Source organism: Campylobacter sp. CFSAN093233 (assembly GCF_011068165.1).
Classification (GTDB): domain Bacteria; phylum Campylobacterota; class Campylobacteria; order Campylobacterales; family Campylobacteraceae; genus Campylobacter_D; species Campylobacter_D jejuni.
In genome coordinates, this window is sequence record NZ_JAAMWY010000007.1 from 60,927 (window position 1) to 76,993 (window position 16,067).

Consider the following 16,067-nt stretch of genomic DNA (forward strand, 5'->3'; position numbering starts at 1 on the left):
TTATCCTTAATTTATAAAAGATCATGAATTGCAGCAGAAATTGCAACTATCCCCATTACCAAAACAAAAAGATCTAAAAATTTATTACGAAACCTTGCCAAAATATCAAAACGATAAATACAATAAAGCGGCATTAAGAAAAGCAAAATAGCCAAAACAGGACCACCAATAGCCTCGATAATTCCTATAACACTTGGATTTTTATACGCAACAAACCACGCGATAGCAAAGGTAATGATCGCTGTTAAAGTTTGAGCGAATTTACCTTGAATTCTACCATTACTTGCTTTATATAAAATACCATTTAAGCCTTCTTGAGAACCAAGATAATGCCCTAAGAAACTTTTGCTAATAGCTACAAGTGCAACAATAGGTCCAACATAAGCTAGTAAAGAAACTTCAGGAAATTTATTTGCTATAAAAGTAAGAATATTGATATTTTGATCTTTTGCTGATGCAAAATCTTCTGGTGTAAAGGTTAAAGCACAAGAAAAAACAAAAAACATTACAACAAAAACCATAAGAATAATTGCTAAAGAAATAATTTTTCTAGCGCGAGGTTCAGCATAACCACCATATTCTTTTTTACAATAACAAGCAAGTGAAGAAATGATAGGAGAGTGATTAAAACTAAATACCATCACAGGAATAACAAGCCATAAAGTAACCCAAAAATTACTTGTTGAAATTACGGAAAAATCAACATTTGCAAATAACGATAAATTCCATTGTGGAATTAAAAGCAATGAAAAAATAAATAAAAATATAATAAAAGGAAAAACAAGAAAACTCATTGCTTTTGTTACAACATTTTCACCAAGAATAGAAATCAAAACCAAAACTCCAACAATCAAAAAACTCACCCACCAACGAGCAGCATGAGTAAGATCTGCATTGAAATTAAACTGATTGATTAAGAACTCAAGCAAAGTTGTTGTAAGATTAGCACTATAAACCAATAAAATAGGCAAAATAGCAAAAAAATACAAAAGTGTAATTAAAAATCCACCGCCCTTGCCAAAATAACTTTCTGCAACAAAAGTAATATCATCTTTTGGATTAGAACTTGAAAGCACAAAGCGACATAAATTTCTATGAGCTAAGTAAGTCATAGGAAAAGCTAAAACAAGTATAACTAACAAAGGTATCAATCCACCAAGCCCAGCACTAATAGGTAACAAAAGTACGCCGGCTCCAATAGCTGTTCCAAAAAGAGATAAAACCCACCTTGTATCGTGACTAGTCCATTTAGGAGTATTCATTATTCTTCCTTAAATTTAAGATTACATCTCTTTTATTTTAGCAAAATATTTATAAATAATTATTTTTTAAAAAAAATATTTTAAATCTTATGTAACATTTTGTAAATTTAATTTTATAAAAAAACAATCACTTGTATCAATAAAGTATTATTTTAAAACTAAATATATTTTGGGTTTTGCAATCAAAAAATAAAAATTTGGAAGACTATGCTTCCAAATTTTTGCATCAAATTTTCTAAGGGAGTTAAATTTTCAAAAATTAATCTAATTTTTGACCTAGGATATTTCCTTGCATATCTGTATAAACTTCCATATTGTTATTAAACTTAAATTTATAACCATTAATTTCTTTGTCTACTTCAAGAATTTGAGCATTTGATTGAGTTGCACTCACTTTTTTCATAACATTAGGTAAGATAGTATGTGGCAAAGCCTTATATTTTCCATCAACTTCTTTCCACTCTCCATTGATCATAAAATCAATTTCAGTTCCATCATTTAAAATCACATCATAAGAATCTATATCTTTTTTCACCAAACCAATTTGAGCGGTTTTAAAATTTTTAGAAATAAATTCTTTGGCATTATTTGGAAGTTCGCTAGCAGGAACAACCATATCTTTAGCTAAAAGCACCGTAGTACCCAACAAAGCAAGTAAAGTTAGTTTTGCTTTCATAATTTCTCCTTTTTTTCTTGGTTGGCGAAAGTTTAACTCAAAACTGTGAAGTGAATGTGAAACTTAAAAAATAATTTTCAAGCTTTCATTCTCAACACTTATACCTTGACTTTTTATAAATTTTATTTCTTTTCCATCTTCAAATTTTAAAATATCTTTATCTTTTAGATTAATATCATAAGTTAAAATATGCAAAACAATATCATAAATATAAAAGAAAAGTTCTTTTTCTTCTATGTTTAAATCACAAACTTCAAGTTCTAATTTATCAAAATTTCTAAGCCCATAAGTATAAGCATTAACTCCATTTTCACTAGGATAAACACTAACATATATCCAATTATATACCGGCAAGCGATTATCATCTAACATTTTTGCATTTTCTATATAAAAACTGGGCTCTAAAACAACTGCACCTGTATAAAAACCTAAAGCATGTTTATTATCCAAACATAAAGCTGCAATTTTCGTAAACATTTTAGCTTGTTCTAATTTGCTTTGATCTTGACTTAGCACCGCTATAAGAAGATGAGCTTTATGTTTTTTAGTTTGCTCTAAGGCATCTTTCCACATAAAATTAAAATTTGCATAGTATTCTGCTTCGTGATTAGGTATAGGATTTTTAATCAAATTTAGAGTAACTAACATATTTTCATATGAAAAAATCACGCCCTCTTTGGTAAAATTTTCATCAGCTATTTTTATATTAAATTTATCTTCTAAAATGCTTTTTAACTCCGAAAAATTAAAATCAACTTTATCAAGAAGAACAAAAGAGGTAAAATTGTGATTTAAATCTATAGTCATGTTAAACCCTATTAAATTTTTATAAATTATAACCTAATAAAAATAAATACTATAAACAAGAATTTCTTAAAAATTATGATAATTGATATTAATTATAAATTTATTTTTTATACAGTATAATCTTTTAAAATTTATAAGTATATTTTTGGAGAAAAATATGGAATTTTTAAAAGATTACATCGATTTAATTATCTTTTTAATTCTAGGAATTATGGCATTTATAGCTTTTTGGTGTGTTGTAGAAAGAATGCTATTTTTTAGAAAAATTAACTTTAAAAATTATGAGAATCAAGAGCAATTTGATGATGCGATTAGTGAAAATTTAACCACCATATATATCATCTATTCCAATGCCCCTTATATAGGACTTTTAGGCACTGTAATAGGCATCATGGTTACATTTTACGAAATGGGCTTGGCGGGCAATATAGATGTCAAATCTATAGTCGTGGGACTTTCTTTAGCTCTTAAAGCTACAGCCTTAGGACTTTTGGTTGCTATTCCTGCTTTAATGGCTTATAATGCCTTACTTAGAAAAGTTTCTCTCTTAAGCAATGCTTATAAGGCAAATAAAAATGCTTAAACTACCAAAAAATGAAGGTTTAAATATAGTCCCATTTATAGACATTATGCTTGTTTTGCTTGCTATAGTGCTTAGTATTTCAACCTTTATTGCGCATGGAAAAATTCAAATCTCACTTCCTTCAAGTGAAAATGCTACCAATATAAGCAATAATGAAAAAAAACTTCTTATAACCATAGACGAAAAAAATACTTTTTATTTAAATGATAAATTAGCTGATTTAAATGAAGTTCAAAATGCTATTTTTTCACTTGATAAAAAAACCATAGTAGAACTAAAAAGCGATAAAAATGCTAAATTTGAAAGCTTTGTAAAAATTATAGATTTTTTAAAAGCCAAAGAACATGAAAATTTTCAGATTCTTACTGAGAAAAACAAATGAAAACTTTATTTTTAAATCATAAATACCAAGCTTCTTATATAACTTTTATAGTCTTTATACCTTTACTTTTTGTCATTTTTCACTCAAATGACTTTTTTAAAATGGAAATTAAAAATGAAGATTCTTTTTCTTTAGCAATAAAACAATTTACCCAAACTAATCCAACAAATGAGACTAAACCAACAGAATCCATTATAGAACCTATCAAACCAAAACCTCAGCCAAAAGTTATTAAAAAAAACTCCTGAAAAAATTCAAAAAAAGGTAAAAAAAATACCTCCACGCCCAATACCAAATAAAACCCCAATAACACCAACTCAAGAAGTTAAAACTTTTACAAAAACAACTGATACAAATGTCAAACCTAAAATCACCCAATTAACACAAGGAAAAGATAATCACCCTGTATTAAAAGAAATTCAAAAAGCTATACAACAAGCACAATTTTATCCAAGGCAAGCAAAAAAAATGCGTATGCAAGGAACTGTAAAAGTAGAATTTTTATGGAAAGAAAACAAAACTTTAGCAGATTTAAAAATCATAGAAAGCTCAGGATATGATTTATTAGATAAAAGTGCTTTAGAAAGCATAAGAAAAGCTTCTTTAAATTTTCCACACTATAACGGAGATTTAAGAATTACACTACCTATTATATATGATTTTAAAACCCTAAGAGGATAAAATTATAATTTGCTACACTCTCTTATCTACAATTTGTGCTTCTTGATTTTCAATTTTATTTTGAAAATCTTTACTTAAATTCTGACTTAATTCTTGCAAAGATTTTTGCTTCAGTTTTTCAAATTCTTCAGGATTGCTAGCCTCAAGCTTTGCCTGCTCATCAGCACTTAAAGCACTTAAACCTTTTTCTTGAGCTTTTTGAAGCAAATCTTCGTCTCCTTTTTCTTTGATATTATTTTCCTTATCATCTTTTTTATTGATTTTTTGCGGATCTATGGTTTTCATAGCATTAGCTCCACCACCTGATGCTTCTTTAATGTCGCTTAAAATTTCTCTCATGCTAGGTTCTTTAACATCACTATCATCAACTTTACCATCTTTATTTACATCTTTATCAATAAAAAAATTTAATTTTTCTTCTATATTTGCATCATCAGATATTTTTTCATCGCTTGTTTTAAAGCCTAAATTTTGCATACTTTGTTGAAGGGTACTTGTATTAAAATTTAATTTTACACTTTGTTGTTTATTATTTAAATTTGAATTTAAAGAACCAAAATTATCTTTTACACTTTCAAACCAATTTGAAACAAATTGATTTGCTTCGCCATTAAGCCTTATACTACCATCATTTCTAGCAACATAATTCATATAAGAACCGAAATTTTTTTGTAAACTACTATAATTTTCATCGCTTAAATTTAAAGCTATAAGTTCACCTTGCTTATTTTCAAAAACAACCTTAACACCATCGCTATTTAAACTCGAAAGATCTTGCACGGGAATTTTATCTTGATCTTCTTTTTTTAATACGCTAAGCTCTTTTTTATCAACATTATTAGTTAAAGAATGGGTTAAACTAGCAGAAGTATCGATTTTCATTATTTATCCTTTTTTACATTTTGCAAATAAACCTAAACGACACATTTTTCTCTCATGTGAATTTTTTAAAGAATTACACTTTTTAAGTTCTTGCTCGTAGTTAGCACAAGAATTTGCAAAAGCAAAAGAACTCAAAATGCTTAAAATCAAAATTATTTTTAACACTTTCCAATCCTTATTTTAAAGATTTTTTAGTTAAAATTATACCTTTTATAATCGACAAAATCTTAAAAAACTTTATAATCTCAGAAAGGAATCAATGAAAGCATTAGCTCTTTTTAGCGGTGGGCTTGATAGTATGCTTGCAATGAAACTCATCACTGCACAAGGCATAGAAGTTAAAGCTCTAAATATCAACATAGGTTTTGGAAGCACAAGTGATAAAAGCGAAATCATGAAAAAGCGTGCAGCGATGGTAGGTGCGGATTTTGAAATGATAGATGTAAGAAATTCCTATCTTCAAGAAGTGCTTTTTAATCCACAATATGGCTATGGCAAACATTTTAATCCTTGTATAGATTGTCATGCTTTTATGTTTAAAACTGCTCTTGCTATGTTAAAAGAAGAAAATGCAAGTTTTATCATCACAGGAGAAGTTTTAGGACAACGCCCTATGAGTCAAAGAAGTGATGCAATGGCAAAGGTTAAAAAACTTGCTCTTGATGAAGAAGATTTAATCTTGCGTCCTATGTGTGCAAAAAACCTACCTCTAACCAAACCTGAAAGAGAAGGTTGGGTAGATAGAGAAAAACTCGAAGGTATTAGCGGAAGAAGTCGTAAAAGACAACTTGAACTTGCAGCTAAATTTGGATTAGAAGACTTTGAAAGCCCAGGTGGAGGTTGTTTGCTAACTCTTGATAGTTTTGCTAAAAAAATTCGAGATTTCATAGAATTTGACAAAGATATGCAGGTTAATGACGCACAACTTTTAAAATATGGTCGTCATTTAAGATTACCCAATGGAGCTAAAATGATCATAGGTAGAAATGAACTTGAAAATACTCTTTTAAAAGGTTTAAAAACTCCTAAATATGAAGTAATAGAACTTGGAGATTTAATCGGAGCTTACTCTTTGGTAGATGAAAAAATTTCAGAAAAAGACTTAGAACTTGCCTTAAAAATAGCCCTTACCTATACTAAACACGAAGTAGGAAAAAGCTATGAACTTAAATTTAAAAATCAAGCTTATACAAGTATAGCTTTTGAAAATAAGGCTGATATTAATCAATTTTTTATTAGTTAAAGTATAAAGTATTTAGCAAAACAAGCGATATAGTATTTGAATCTTTTCAAAATATTGCAATCAAGCCCATGAAAATGGGCTTTTTTTATTTTAATCCATAAGCATTTTTTAAATTGTTTAAATTCGCACTCGCATTCAAAAGCAAACAATCAGCCAAAACTAAACGCACCATAGCACTAGCTACAACACTTCCTCTAACACCTACACAAGGATCATGCCTACCTTTGAGTTCAAATTCCAAATTATTGCCAAATTTATCTATACTTTCTTGCTTGGCAAAAATAGAAGGAGTAGGTTTAAAATAAGTTTTTAAAATAAGATTTTCTCCATTTGAAATTCCTCCTAAAATTCCTCCACTATGATTGCTTAAAAACTTGCCATCTTTTAAAGCATCATTATTATACGATCCGCGCATTTTACTTGCATTAATACCTTCGCCTATTTCAACTGCTTTAACAGCATTAATTCCCATTAAAGCATGAGCTAATTTAGAGTCTAACTTATCATAAAGAACTTCTCCAAGTCCCACAAGCATACCACTAACTTTTGTAAAAACAGCAGCGCCTACACTATCTTTTGAATTTCTAGCATTTAAAATTTCATTTTTAAAGTCACTTTCTAGTTTTGGATCAAGGCAAAAAATTTCACTTTTCTTAGCAAATTCAAAATCAAATTCTTCTTCTTTCAAATTTGATACAAAAGTTCCTATTCCAAAAACACCACTTTGAACACAAATGCCAAATTCACACAAAAGCATCGCTGCAACTGCACCACCAGCCACTCTAGCAACACTTTCCCTAGCGCTTGATCTACCCCCACCCCTATGATCTCTTATGCCATATTTATAAAAATAAGTAAAATCCGCATGAGCAGGACGAAATAGATCTTTTAAATTATCATAATCTTTAGAATGAGCATTTTCATTAAAAACTACTATAGCTATGGGATGACCCGTTGTATATCCTTCAAAAACCCCGCTTAAAACCTGAGCTTTATCGCTTTCTTTTCTTGGTGTTGCAAATTTACTTCCGCCTTTGCGTTTATCAAGCTCATTTTGCAAAAATTCTTCATCAAATTTAACCCCAGCAGGCATTCCATCAATAATACATCCAACAGCCACACCATGAGACTCACCAAAACTTGTAAATTTCAATCTCGTACCAAAGGTATTCACTATAAAGCTCCTAATTTCTCAAGTGCAATTTTTGCTGCCATTTGCTGTGCTTCTTTTTTGCTTCCCGCAATAGCTCTTGCAAGTTCTTTACCATCAAGCATTAAAGCGATTTCAAATTGCTTTAAATGATCAGGACCAAAAGCACGCACTGTTTCATACTGCGGAGTTTGTCCGATTTTTCCCTGTGTAATCTCTTGTAATTTTGTTTTATAATCTTTTATAAGAATTTTTGCATCAATTTGAGGGAAATTTTTTTCTATAAGTCTTAAAGCAATAGTTTTTGCAAACTCAAACCCAGCTTCTAAATGTATAGCACCTATAATGGCTTCTAACGCATCTGAAAGTATAGAAGGCTTTTCTTTTCCTCCATTGTTTTCCTCAGCAACACTCATAAAAATAAAATCACCCAAATTTAAACTATTTGCAATTTTTGCAAAAGACTTTTCATTCACTAAAGCCGCTCTAAGCTTAGATAAATCTCCTTCGGCATCTTTGGCGAATTTATGAAAAAGGTATTCACCTACAACTAAATCAAGCACGGCATCACCTAAAAATTCCAAGCGTTCGTTGTTGTAAGATTTTTTAAAACTTTTATGGGTTAAAGCATGTATAAGAAGATTTTTATCTTTAAATTCATAAGTTAAACTCTGCTCTAGCTTTTCAATGTTTTTCATCATTTTCCCTTGCAATTTTCAAAGCAGCTTCACGCGCCAATGTATCACACCTTTCATTTTCCAAATGTCCATTATGTGCTTTTACCCAAAAAGCCTTAATCTTATGAGATTTTGCCACTTTAATATATTCCTTCCATAAATCTATATTTTTTTTACCTTTAAAATCCTTTTTTATCCATCCTTCTAGCCATTCATTAATACTTTGAACCATTAGGTTAGAATCTGTAAAAAGCGAAATTTCACAAGGCTCTTTTAAAGCCTTCAAAGATTCAATAATTGCCATTAGCTCCATTCTATTGTTAGTGGTATTAGCCTCAGCTCCAAAACCTTCCTTTTGATACTCCTTATAACGCAAAATATAAGCCCATCCGCCAAAACCTGGATTATTAAGACATGAGCCATCTGTATAAATTTCAATGTGTTTCATTGTTTTTCACTTCATAAATAATTTTACAAGTATTAAACTCATAACAAACAGGACAGTGATAAAAAAACAAAGGCATTACATTTTTACACTCAGAACAACGATATGAAAATTCTAACCCCGCATTAAAAGAATTATCTTTTAAAATTTTTAACATTTTAAAGTTAGAATTTTTAAAAACAAACTGGTGCGTATCATCATGCTTTGAAATTTTACCCAAAGCATAAAAGAATTCTAAAAAATCTTGATTTTCTAAATTAAACGCTTCATTTTCTCTATAAAGCAAATCACAAATATCAAAAAAATTTTGCCCTAAAAACATATGATATTTTTCAAAAACTAAACGCCCCAACATAGGATTATCTTCTATTTTAAATTCTAAAAGTTTTTTCTTTTTTTCTTCATCAGTAATATTAAAAGTACAAAGTTCTAAAGCTTTGATAAAATCACTCTCTTTTTGTACATCTTCATTAAGCTCAAAAAGACATTCTAAAAGTTCTAAATTTTCTTTATAAGAACGAAGTTTTAAATAAACAATTTTTAAAAGTTTTAAGGCTTGTATATTTCTTGGACGCAGTTTTAAAGCTTGTAATAAAACTTCTTTTGCACGCTCTAAAAATCCTGCTTTAAAATAAACTTTTGCTAAAGAAAGGAAAATAAATTCTCTTTCTTGTTTATCTTTACATTTTTCAAGAGCAATCAAATAAATTTGAGTTGCTTTTTCAAATTCCCCGCTTTTAGTAAAAATTTCAGCCAAAAAACTTAAATTTCCAAAACTCAAGCTACTATTTCTTAATAACTCTTTATGAGCGTTATCCATTTCAAATTTTTTTATAAATTTTTCAAGCTTTTGTTCTTCATCTTTGCTAGCAAATATTTTCCAAATATAATTTGCAACAGCTACAACAAATACTAAAATGGTTAAAATTATAAGCCCTACTAAAGGGTCTCTGTATTCTACAAAGAAAAAATCCATAGTCTCGCTCTAAAAATTTTATGCCAAATTATAGCCAAATCTTTGTATAATTTTAACAAGGTTTGTAAAATGATAACTAAAGAAAGTATAGAAAATTTATCCCAAAGACTTAATATTGTTGATATTATAGAAAATTATATTGAAGTAAAAAAACAAGGCTCTAGTTTTGTGTGTATCTGTCCTTTCCATGCAGATAAAAACCCGTCTATGCATATCAATCCTACCAAAGGTTTTTATCATTGTTTTGCTTGCAAAGCTGGTGGAGATGCTTTTAAATTTGTAATGGATTATGAAAAATTAAGTTTTGCCGATGCAGTTGAAAAAGTTGCAAGCCTTAGTAATTTTACTTTGAGTTATACAAAAGAAAAACAAGAAAATAAAAAAGAGCTAAAGTCTATACTACCAAGCTTAAATGCGTATTTTAAAGATAATCTCAAACACCACAAAGAAGTTTTAACCTATCTTTACCAGAGAGCTTTAAATGACAAAGATATAGCCAAATTCGAATTAGGTTTTGCAGGAGCAAGTGAAGATAGTATAAGATTGTTGCAAAATCAAAAAATTCCTTTAGAAGATGCTATGAGTGTTGGAGCTTTAAAAAAAGATGAAAATAATGAATTTTACGCAAGTTTTATATGGCGTGTCACCTTTCCAATCTACGATCATAAAGACTTATTGGTAGGGTTTGGAGGGCGTACTTTAAATCCCAATGTACCGGCAAAGTATGTAAATTCACCCCAAAATATACTTTTTGATAAAAGTAGAATTTTTTATGCTTTTAACATCGCTAAAGAAAATATAGCCAAAAAAAAAGAAATAATAGTATGTGAAGGCTACATGGATGCAATAGCTTTTCACAAAGCAGGGTTTAACAATGCTGTAGCAGTTCTTGGAACAGCATTAACCGAACATCATCTACCCTTAATCCGCCGTTATGATGCAAAAGTGATTTTATGTTTTGACAATGATGAAGCAGGATTAAAAGCTGCGACACGATCTGCATTTTTATTAAGCACAAACAAAATAGACGGTAAAGTGGCAATTTTGCAAGGCGGAAAAGATCCTGCTGAGCTCGTAGCAAAAAATGAAAGCACAAAACTCCATAATATACTCGATGAAGGAATAGAGCTTGGTGAATTTTATATCAGACGCTTAATATCCACTCATTCCATAATTTCTGCTCTTGATAAACAAAAAGCTTTAGAAACTATACAAAAATTCACCTTTAATCTTGAACCTTTAGTGGCAAATTCTTACACTAGTCTAGTTTCAAATTTATTAAAAGTGGATGAAAAATTTATTGTCTTATCACAAAATTCAAAAAAAACCATACAAACCCCTTTAATTTCTCAAAATAAATACAATTTTCCTAAAGAAAAAATTCACATTGCAGAATTAGAACTTATAGCTTTTTTAAAACAGCATCCAGATATATGTAACGATTTTAAGCAAATTAGTGATAGTGTTTGTTTTAAACATAAGATTTTATTGGATAAAATTTTAGAAAAAAAAGGTTATGAAGATAGTGATATTAGAGAATTTGAAAGTAAAAATATTCGAAAAAATTTAAACTATAGCGAATTCTTGTTAGGTATTTGCAAGGTTAATTTAGCTTTTTTAAACAATGTAAAAATTAAAAATTCTACACTCGCATTAAAAAAACAACTTTTTACGCTTATTGATAAAAATTTAAATCTTTTAATTAAAAATTTAAATACCGCAGAATTAAATAATTTTTTAAAAGAATATTTAAGCTTCTTAAAATATGAAAAAAACGAAGAAATTCTGCAACAATCATTTAGAAACTTAAATGGAATTTTTGGTAACAAAAACTTTACAGCTTATGATTTAGGATTTAGCATACAAAATAATGACGAACCTTTTTAATTTATTTAAATTTCAAGCCTTAATTTACCTTTTTTTAAACACAATCACGCTAAAGTATATAAAAATTTTTAAGGATAAATTATGATGCCTTTTAGTGATGAAGAGCTTATAAATCCTGTTAAAACAAGTTTAGAAAAGAGCTTGCCTATGCTTGAACGTGATGGCGGAGGGCTTGAATTTTTAGGAATTAAAAATGGGATTGTTTATGTCCATTTAATAGGAGCTTGTAAAGGCTGTGCATCGAGTGGAACAACGCTAAAATATGGTCTTGAAAGGCAACTTAAGATTGATATTCATCCAGAAATCACTATAATCAATTTAAACGGCGGAGCAGACGAATTTGCAAAATTATAAAAAACTTGGAATTGAACATTTTTACAAGAAAGATTTTAAAACTGCAAAAATGTATTTTTCTATGGCTTATGAAAAACGCAAAAATAAACGCTTGCTAAATTTTATCTGCCTTTGTGATCTTGCTTTAAAATCTCCTAAAGAAGCTTCTTTACTTTTTGATTTTTATATAGAACATTACAAAATCTCTAGCATTGATAAAGACTTAGAAGAAATTTTAAGTACAATTGAATTTAAAAAACAAGAAAACAAACAGGAAAACGAATTTGAAGATGGGCATGCGTTAAATTATCAAGATTTTTTAAAAAGCGAAGAAGAACTTGGCTTTCAAAAAAGTTTTGAAAATATCATTAACAGCACTAAGTTAGTTATTGATAATCGTGATGATTTTTTAGATTTTTTGGAAAAATTACTTGATAATGGCTATAAAGATATGACTTTAAATTACATAGAAAATGTTATGCCTCATTTTTGGGCAAATGATAGATTTATCAAACTCCAAGAAAAACTCATGGGATTTAAAAGTGAAATTAAAACTTGAAAATTCATTCATTACAGATAACACCTTAGAGTGTGAAAAAGAATGCTTTTTTTTGCAAACCACACAAAATGCTAAATTTCACGCTCAAGCCTTAGAAAAAGGTGCAAAAATCATTGATGTAAATGAGTGTAAAAAACTTTTAAAAATCGATGAAAAGATTCAAATCATAGGAATCACAGGAACCAATGGCAAAACCACAACCGCAGCAGCGATTTATTCTATCTTATTGGATTTAGGTTATAAGTGTGGGCTTTGTGGGACAAGAGGAGCTTTTATCAACGATGAACAAATCGATGAAAAATCCTTAACCACCTCCCCTATTCTTAAAACCTTAGAATACCTACAAATAGCCACTCAAAAAAAATGTGATTTTTTCATCATGGAAGTAAGCTCACACGCCTTAATTCAAAACCGCATCGAAGGCTTAAATTTTGCTGCTAAAATTTTTACCAATATCACTCAAGATCATTTAGATTTTCACGGTACTTTTGAAAATTATAAAGAAGCAAAAGAACTTTTTTTTACCGATGAGAGTTTAAAATTTATCAACAAAGATGCTTTGGCTATTAAATTTAATGTGCGTAATGCTTTTACTTATGGCATAGAAAATCCTGCTTTATATCAAATCAAAGCTTATTCTTTAGAAGAAGGCATTAGTGCTATTGTAACAAATAAAAATCAAACTTTTCACATAGACTCGCCCTTGCTAGGACTTTTTAATCTTTACAATCTTCTAGTTGCTAGTGCTTGTGTGAATGAACTCGTAAAGCCTGATTTAAAAGACTTGGAAAAAGCTATCAGTGGATTTGGCGGGGTTTGTGGCAGGGTAGAACAAGTAGCAAAAGGCGTGATTGTAGATTTTGCTCATACGCCTGATGGCATTGAAAAAGTGCTTGACACTCTTAAAAATAAAAAACTCATCGTTGTTTTTGGAGCAGGTGGAGATAGAGATAAAACCAAACGCCCTTTAATGGGAAAAATCGTCGAACATTTTGCAAAAATTGCTATCATTACAAGTGACAATCCACGCAGTGAAGAACCAAAAACCATCATGGAAGAAATTTTATCAGGCTTTACTAAAAAAGAAAAAGTTTTAATGATAGAAGATAGAAAAGAAGCTATAAAAAAAGCTTTAGAACTAAAAGAAAATGACGATTTAGTCGTTATTTTAGGCAAAGGTGATGAAACTACTCAAGAAATTAAAGGGATAAAATATCCTTTTAGTGATAAAGTAGTTGTTAATGAAATTTTAAAAAATCAAGGATAATCAATGTTTGAAAATATGGATTTTTCTAAAATGGGAGAACTTTTAAATCAAGTTCAAGAAAAAGCAAAAAATATAGAACTAGAACTTGCAAATCGTGAATTTAGTGCCAAAAGTGGAGCAGGACTTGTTAAAGTAAGTGCCAATGGAAAGGGTGAAATTATCGATGTTAGCATTGATGATTCTTTACTTGAAGATAAAGAATCCTTGCAAATTTTACTTATTTCTGCAATTAATGATGTTTTGGCTATGGTTGCGCAAAATCGTTCAAGTATGGCGAATGATGTTTTAGGCGGTTTTGGAGGTATGAAATTATGAAAAAAATTTTAATTATTTGTATGCTTTTTACTTTGTCTTTTGGTATAGAAAGACCTAAATTTGAAGATTTTTTAGCAGGTTATGAAAGAAATAAGGCAAGCATGCTTAACTATGAAGGAATGCCAGCTTTTGCACTCAGTGAAAATTTACTTGCTGTGTTAAAACAGCCTAATACTAAGCTTAACAAATATGTAAAATACGATCCATTTTTAAATTTATACCTTGTAAGAACTGACTTTAGCCTAATCCCTACTCCTATGGGTGATGAAGAAAAACTTACTCGTAATGATTGGGTTGGAATTTGGGATCCTAATAAACCCTATATAGGACATATTAAGTATTTAGCTCAAAATATTGATGAAAAAGATCAACTTGATTTTAATTCTAAAATAGGACTTTTAGGGACTCCGTGCTGTGAAATGATGGGGATTGCTTTAAATAATAGCTCTTTTATAGGCAATCGCTATTTAAAACATTTTATGAAATATAACGATGTTTATTGGGGGGATATTGGCGTTGATTTTGTTATTCGAGAAAATAAAATTTATGTTAACAATGTAAGAAAAAATCCACAATTTTTAATCAACGATCAAGTTATAAGTGTTGATGGTTTACCCGCCAATGATTTAAGAAAACTCAATGAAAAAATTCTTTTTGCAGATCGCGGAAGCACTCTTTATTTTCAAGTGTTACGTGATAATATGGATTTAAATATTTCTACTGAAGTTTTTGCAAAAGATTTGAGCAAATTTAACCTTCCTGATTCTAAACCAAAACCAAAAATTACAAATTTCACAAGCAATCTTGGTTTAACGGTTAATACTAGTCTTGTTGTAACCAAAATAGATCCAAAATCAAAAGCATCAAATGCAGGATTTATGGTAGGAGATAAAATTTTACGCGTTAATAATATTATTTTAAATAATTTTAAAGAATTACAAAATATTTTAAGCGCTGGTAATGACTTTAGCATCTTAATTGAACGCAAAAGTACTAAATTACCTTTATCAAATTTCAACAATGAACTAGGCGGAAATGCCAACTCAGGTGGCGATGGTAAATTTCAATTTTTCATAAGGCTTACTAAGTGAATTTAAAAGAACTTTTTATCCATCACTTAGAAAAAAATCTACCTAAAGTCGAAAGCTTTCATCCTTTTTTTAATGAAGCTTTAGCTCTTATGCTAAAAGCAGGAGGGAAGCATTTTCGTGCACAATTGCTTTTAAGCGTAGTACAAAGCAATAAACCTAAACTTTTAAATCAAGCTTTAGATGTGGCTTTAGCTTTGGAATTTATCCATACTTATTCACTCATACACGATGATTTACCCGCTATGGATAATGCGGATTTTAGACGAGGAATTCCAACCTTACACAAAAGCTACGATGAAACTACAGCCATCTTAGTGGGTGATGCTTTAAATACTGAAGCTTTTTTAGTTCTAAGTCATGCTCATTTAAAAGATGAAATCAAAATCAAACTCATCAAAACCCTTGCCTTTAATGCAGGACTTAATGGAATGGTCATAGGACAAGCTATTGATTGTTTTTTTGAAGACAAAAGACTGAGTTTAAATGAACTTGAGTTTTTACACACACATAAAACCGCAAGATTAATCGCTGCAGCTTTAAAAATGGGTTGTGAAATTTGCGAACTTAACAACGAAGAAAGCAATCAAATTTACAAACTTGGTTTAAAACTAGGACTGATTTTTCAAATCAATGATGATATTATCGATGTAACCACAAGTCAAGAACAAAGCGGAAAGCCTACTAATAACGATATTCATAAAAATTCTTTTGTCAATTTGCTTGGACTTGAACAAGCCATAAAAACAAAAGAAAATCTTCTTAGTGAATGCGAACAAGATTTAGAAAAACTTAATGAAAAACTCGCACAAATGATACAAAATTTAATAATTCAATACTTATAAAGGCAAAAA

At 29.6% G+C, this 16,067-nt stretch carries 19 protein-coding genes and 1 pseudogene; 11 read left to right on the forward strand and 9 right to left on the reverse strand.

Annotated elements, in window-relative coordinates; genetic code table 11:
• Window positions 1-11 precede the first annotated feature (11 nt).
• The 3 genes from FBF15_RS06570 to FBF15_RS06580 form a co-directional block, all read right to left on the reverse strand.
• Complete coding sequence (locus FBF15_RS06570) at window positions 12-1,262, reverse strand: serine/threonine transporter (RefSeq protein ID WP_002843382.1); 1,251 nt, start codon at window positions 1,260-1,262, stop codon at window positions 12-14.
• Between the two features lie 259 nt (window positions 1,263-1,521).
• Entirely contained in the window at window positions 1,522-1,938 is a 417-nt protein-coding gene (locus tag FBF15_RS06575; protein ID WP_002860079.1) for a PepSY-like domain-containing protein, read from the reverse strand.
• A 63-nt stretch (window positions 1,939-2,001) separates the two neighbouring features.
• Window positions 2,002-2,745: a DUF4261 domain-containing protein gene (locus tag FBF15_RS06580; protein ID WP_038817008.1), complete on the reverse strand. Its 744-nt coding sequence runs from the start codon at window positions 2,743-2,745 to the stop codon at window positions 2,002-2,004.
• 157 nt (window positions 2,746-2,902) lie between these two features.
• On the opposite strand from FBF15_RS06580, the gene exbB reads away from it, so the two are divergent.
• The 3 genes and pseudogenes from exbB (at window position 2,903) to FBF15_RS06595 (ending at window position 4,391) form a co-directional block, all read left to right on the forward strand.
• Window positions 2,903-3,328, forward strand: coding sequence for a TonB-system energizer ExbB (gene exbB / locus FBF15_RS06585; protein WP_002851166.1), 426 nt, complete (start codon window positions 2,903-2,905; stop codon window positions 3,326-3,328).
• Window positions 3,321-3,710, forward strand: coding sequence for a TonB system transport protein ExbD (gene exbD / locus FBF15_RS06590; protein ID WP_002851470.1), 390 nt, complete (start codon window positions 3,321-3,323; stop codon window positions 3,708-3,710). Before exbB ends, exbD begins: the two co-directional genes overlap by 8 nt.
• Window positions 3,707-4,391: pseudogene (locus FBF15_RS06595) on the forward strand (energy transducer TonB). The gene exbD and the pseudogene FBF15_RS06595 overlap by 4 nt, the downstream one beginning before the upstream one ends.
• Before the next feature lie 12 nt (window positions 4,392-4,403).
• Here FBF15_RS06595 and FBF15_RS06600 read toward each other — a convergent pair.
• The gene (locus FBF15_RS06600) at window positions 4,404-5,273 is read right to left on the reverse strand and encodes a hypothetical protein (RefSeq protein WP_038817028.1); all 870 of its coding nucleotides are present in this window, start codon (window positions 5,271-5,273) and stop codon (window positions 4,404-4,406) included.
• A gap of 3 nt (window positions 5,274-5,276) precedes the next feature.
• On the reverse strand, window positions 5,277-5,438 hold the full coding sequence (locus FBF15_RS06605; protein WP_038817027.1) for a hypothetical protein: 162 nt from the start codon (window positions 5,436-5,438) through the stop codon (window positions 5,277-5,279).
• Window positions 5,439-5,532: 94 nt separating this feature from the next.
• On the opposite strand from FBF15_RS06605, the gene FBF15_RS06610 reads away from it, so the two are divergent.
• Complete coding sequence (locus FBF15_RS06610; RefSeq protein ID WP_002858967.1) at window positions 5,533-6,516, forward strand: MnmA/TRMU family protein; 984 nt, start codon at window positions 5,533-5,535, stop codon at window positions 6,514-6,516.
• Window positions 6,517-6,601: 85 nt separating this feature from the next.
• Here the strand turns inward: FBF15_RS06610 and aroC are convergent, their stop codons facing one another.
• The 4 genes from aroC to FBF15_RS06630 are packed head-to-tail and all read right to left on the reverse strand — an operon-like array spanning window position 6,602 to window position 9,764.
• Window positions 6,602-7,690, reverse strand: a complete 1,089-nt coding sequence (gene aroC / locus FBF15_RS06615) for a chorismate synthase (protein ID WP_002901702.1) — start codon at window positions 7,688-7,690, stop codon at window positions 6,602-6,604.
• Entirely contained in the window at window positions 7,690-8,364 is a 675-nt protein-coding gene (gene rnc, locus FBF15_RS06620) for a ribonuclease III (RefSeq protein WP_002862275.1), read from the reverse strand. The genes aroC and rnc overlap by 1 nt, the downstream gene beginning before the upstream one ends.
• Window positions 8,351-8,791, reverse strand: a complete 441-nt coding sequence (gene rnhA / locus FBF15_RS06625; RefSeq protein WP_002851277.1) for a ribonuclease HI — start codon at window positions 8,789-8,791, stop codon at window positions 8,351-8,353. Before rnhA ends, rnc begins: the two co-directional genes overlap by 14 nt.
• Entirely contained in the window at window positions 8,778-9,764 is a 987-nt protein-coding gene (locus tag FBF15_RS06630; protein WP_002858970.1) for a CDC27 family protein, read from the reverse strand. Before FBF15_RS06630 ends, rnhA begins: the two co-directional genes overlap by 14 nt.
• 69 nt (window positions 9,765-9,833) lie before the next feature.
• On the opposite strand from FBF15_RS06630, the gene dnaG reads away from it, so the two are divergent.
• The 7 genes from dnaG (at window position 9,834) to FBF15_RS06665 (ending at window position 16,058) form a co-directional block, all read left to right on the forward strand.
• Window positions 9,834-11,651: a DNA primase gene (dnaG, locus tag FBF15_RS06635; protein ID WP_100647595.1), complete on the forward strand. Its 1,818-nt coding sequence runs from the start codon at window positions 9,834-9,836 to the stop codon at window positions 11,649-11,651.
• Window positions 11,652-11,732: 81 nt separating this feature from the next.
• On the forward strand, window positions 11,733-12,005 hold the full coding sequence (locus FBF15_RS06640; RefSeq protein WP_165434614.1) for a NifU family protein: 273 nt from the start codon (window positions 11,733-11,735) through the stop codon (window positions 12,003-12,005).
• Window positions 11,992-12,543 (forward strand): hypothetical protein, encoded by a 552-nt coding sequence (locus FBF15_RS06645; protein ID WP_002851410.1) that lies wholly within the window; start codon window positions 11,992-11,994, stop codon window positions 12,541-12,543. The genes FBF15_RS06640 and FBF15_RS06645 overlap by 14 nt, the downstream gene beginning before the upstream one ends.
• Window positions 12,527-13,810, forward strand: a complete 1,284-nt coding sequence (locus tag FBF15_RS06650; RefSeq protein ID WP_002867548.1) for a UDP-N-acetylmuramoyl-L-alanyl-D-glutamate--2,6-diaminopimelate ligase — start codon at window positions 12,527-12,529, stop codon at window positions 13,808-13,810. Before FBF15_RS06645 ends, FBF15_RS06650 begins: the two co-directional genes overlap by 17 nt.
• A gap of 3 nt (window positions 13,811-13,813) precedes the next feature.
• A complete protein-coding gene (locus FBF15_RS06655) occupies window positions 13,814-14,125 on the forward strand; it encodes a YbaB/EbfC family nucleoid-associated protein (protein ID WP_002851172.1) in 312 nt (103 codons plus the stop codon).
• Window positions 14,122-15,216 (forward strand): PDZ domain-containing protein, encoded by a 1,095-nt coding sequence (locus tag FBF15_RS06660; RefSeq protein ID WP_002867547.1) that lies wholly within the window; start codon window positions 14,122-14,124, stop codon window positions 15,214-15,216. The genes FBF15_RS06655 and FBF15_RS06660 overlap by 4 nt, the downstream gene beginning before the upstream one ends.
• Window positions 15,213-16,058, forward strand: a complete 846-nt coding sequence (locus FBF15_RS06665) for a polyprenyl synthetase family protein (protein WP_002872276.1) — start codon at window positions 15,213-15,215, stop codon at window positions 16,056-16,058. The genes FBF15_RS06660 and FBF15_RS06665 overlap by 4 nt, the downstream gene beginning before the upstream one ends.
• Window positions 16,059-16,067 lie beyond the last annotated feature (9 nt).

What these genes read in the sequence shown, in the direction of transcription:
- FBF15_RS06570 (WP_002843382.1), bottom strand. Translation starts at nt 1,262, where the DNA reads ATGAATACTCCTAAATGGACTAGTCACGATACAAGGTGGGTTTTATCT.
- FBF15_RS06575 (WP_002860079.1), bottom strand. Translation starts at nt 1,938, where the DNA reads ATGAAAGCAAAACTAACTTTACTTGCTTTGTTGGGTACTACGGTGCTT.
- FBF15_RS06580 (WP_038817008.1), bottom strand. Translation starts at nt 2,745, where the DNA reads ATGACTATAGATTTAAATCACAATTTTACCTCTTTTGTTCTTCTTGAT.
- exbB (WP_002851166.1), top strand. Translation starts at nt 2,903, where the DNA reads ATGGAATTTTTAAAAGATTACATCGATTTAATTATCTTTTTAATTCTA.
- exbD (WP_002851470.1), top strand. Translation starts at nt 3,321, where the DNA reads ATGCTTAAACTACCAAAAAATGAAGGTTTAAATATAGTCCCATTTATA.
- FBF15_RS06600 (WP_038817028.1), bottom strand. Translation starts at nt 5,273, where the DNA reads ATGAAAATCGATACTTCTGCTAGTTTAACCCATTCTTTAACTAATAAT.
- FBF15_RS06610 (WP_002858967.1), top strand. Translation starts at nt 5,533, where the DNA reads ATGAAAGCATTAGCTCTTTTTAGCGGTGGGCTTGATAGTATGCTTGCA.
- rnc (WP_002862275.1), bottom strand. Translation starts at nt 8,364, where the DNA reads ATGAAAAACATTGAAAAGCTAGAGCAGAGTTTAACTTATGAATTTAAA.
- rnhA (WP_002851277.1), bottom strand. Translation starts at nt 8,791, where the DNA reads ATGAAACACATTGAAATTTATACAGATGGCTCATGTCTTAATAATCCA.
- FBF15_RS06630 (WP_002858970.1), bottom strand. Translation starts at nt 9,764, where the DNA reads ATGGATTTTTTCTTTGTAGAATACAGAGACCCTTTAGTAGGGCTTATA.
- dnaG (WP_100647595.1), top strand. Translation starts at nt 9,834, where the DNA reads ATGATAACTAAAGAAAGTATAGAAAATTTATCCCAAAGACTTAATATT.
- FBF15_RS06640 (WP_165434614.1), top strand. Translation starts at nt 11,733, where the DNA reads ATGATGCCTTTTAGTGATGAAGAGCTTATAAATCCTGTTAAAACAAGT.
- FBF15_RS06655 (WP_002851172.1), top strand. Translation starts at nt 13,814, where the DNA reads ATGTTTGAAAATATGGATTTTTCTAAAATGGGAGAACTTTTAAATCAA.
- FBF15_RS06660 (WP_002867547.1), top strand. Translation starts at nt 14,122, where the DNA reads ATGAAAAAAATTTTAATTATTTGTATGCTTTTTACTTTGTCTTTTGGT.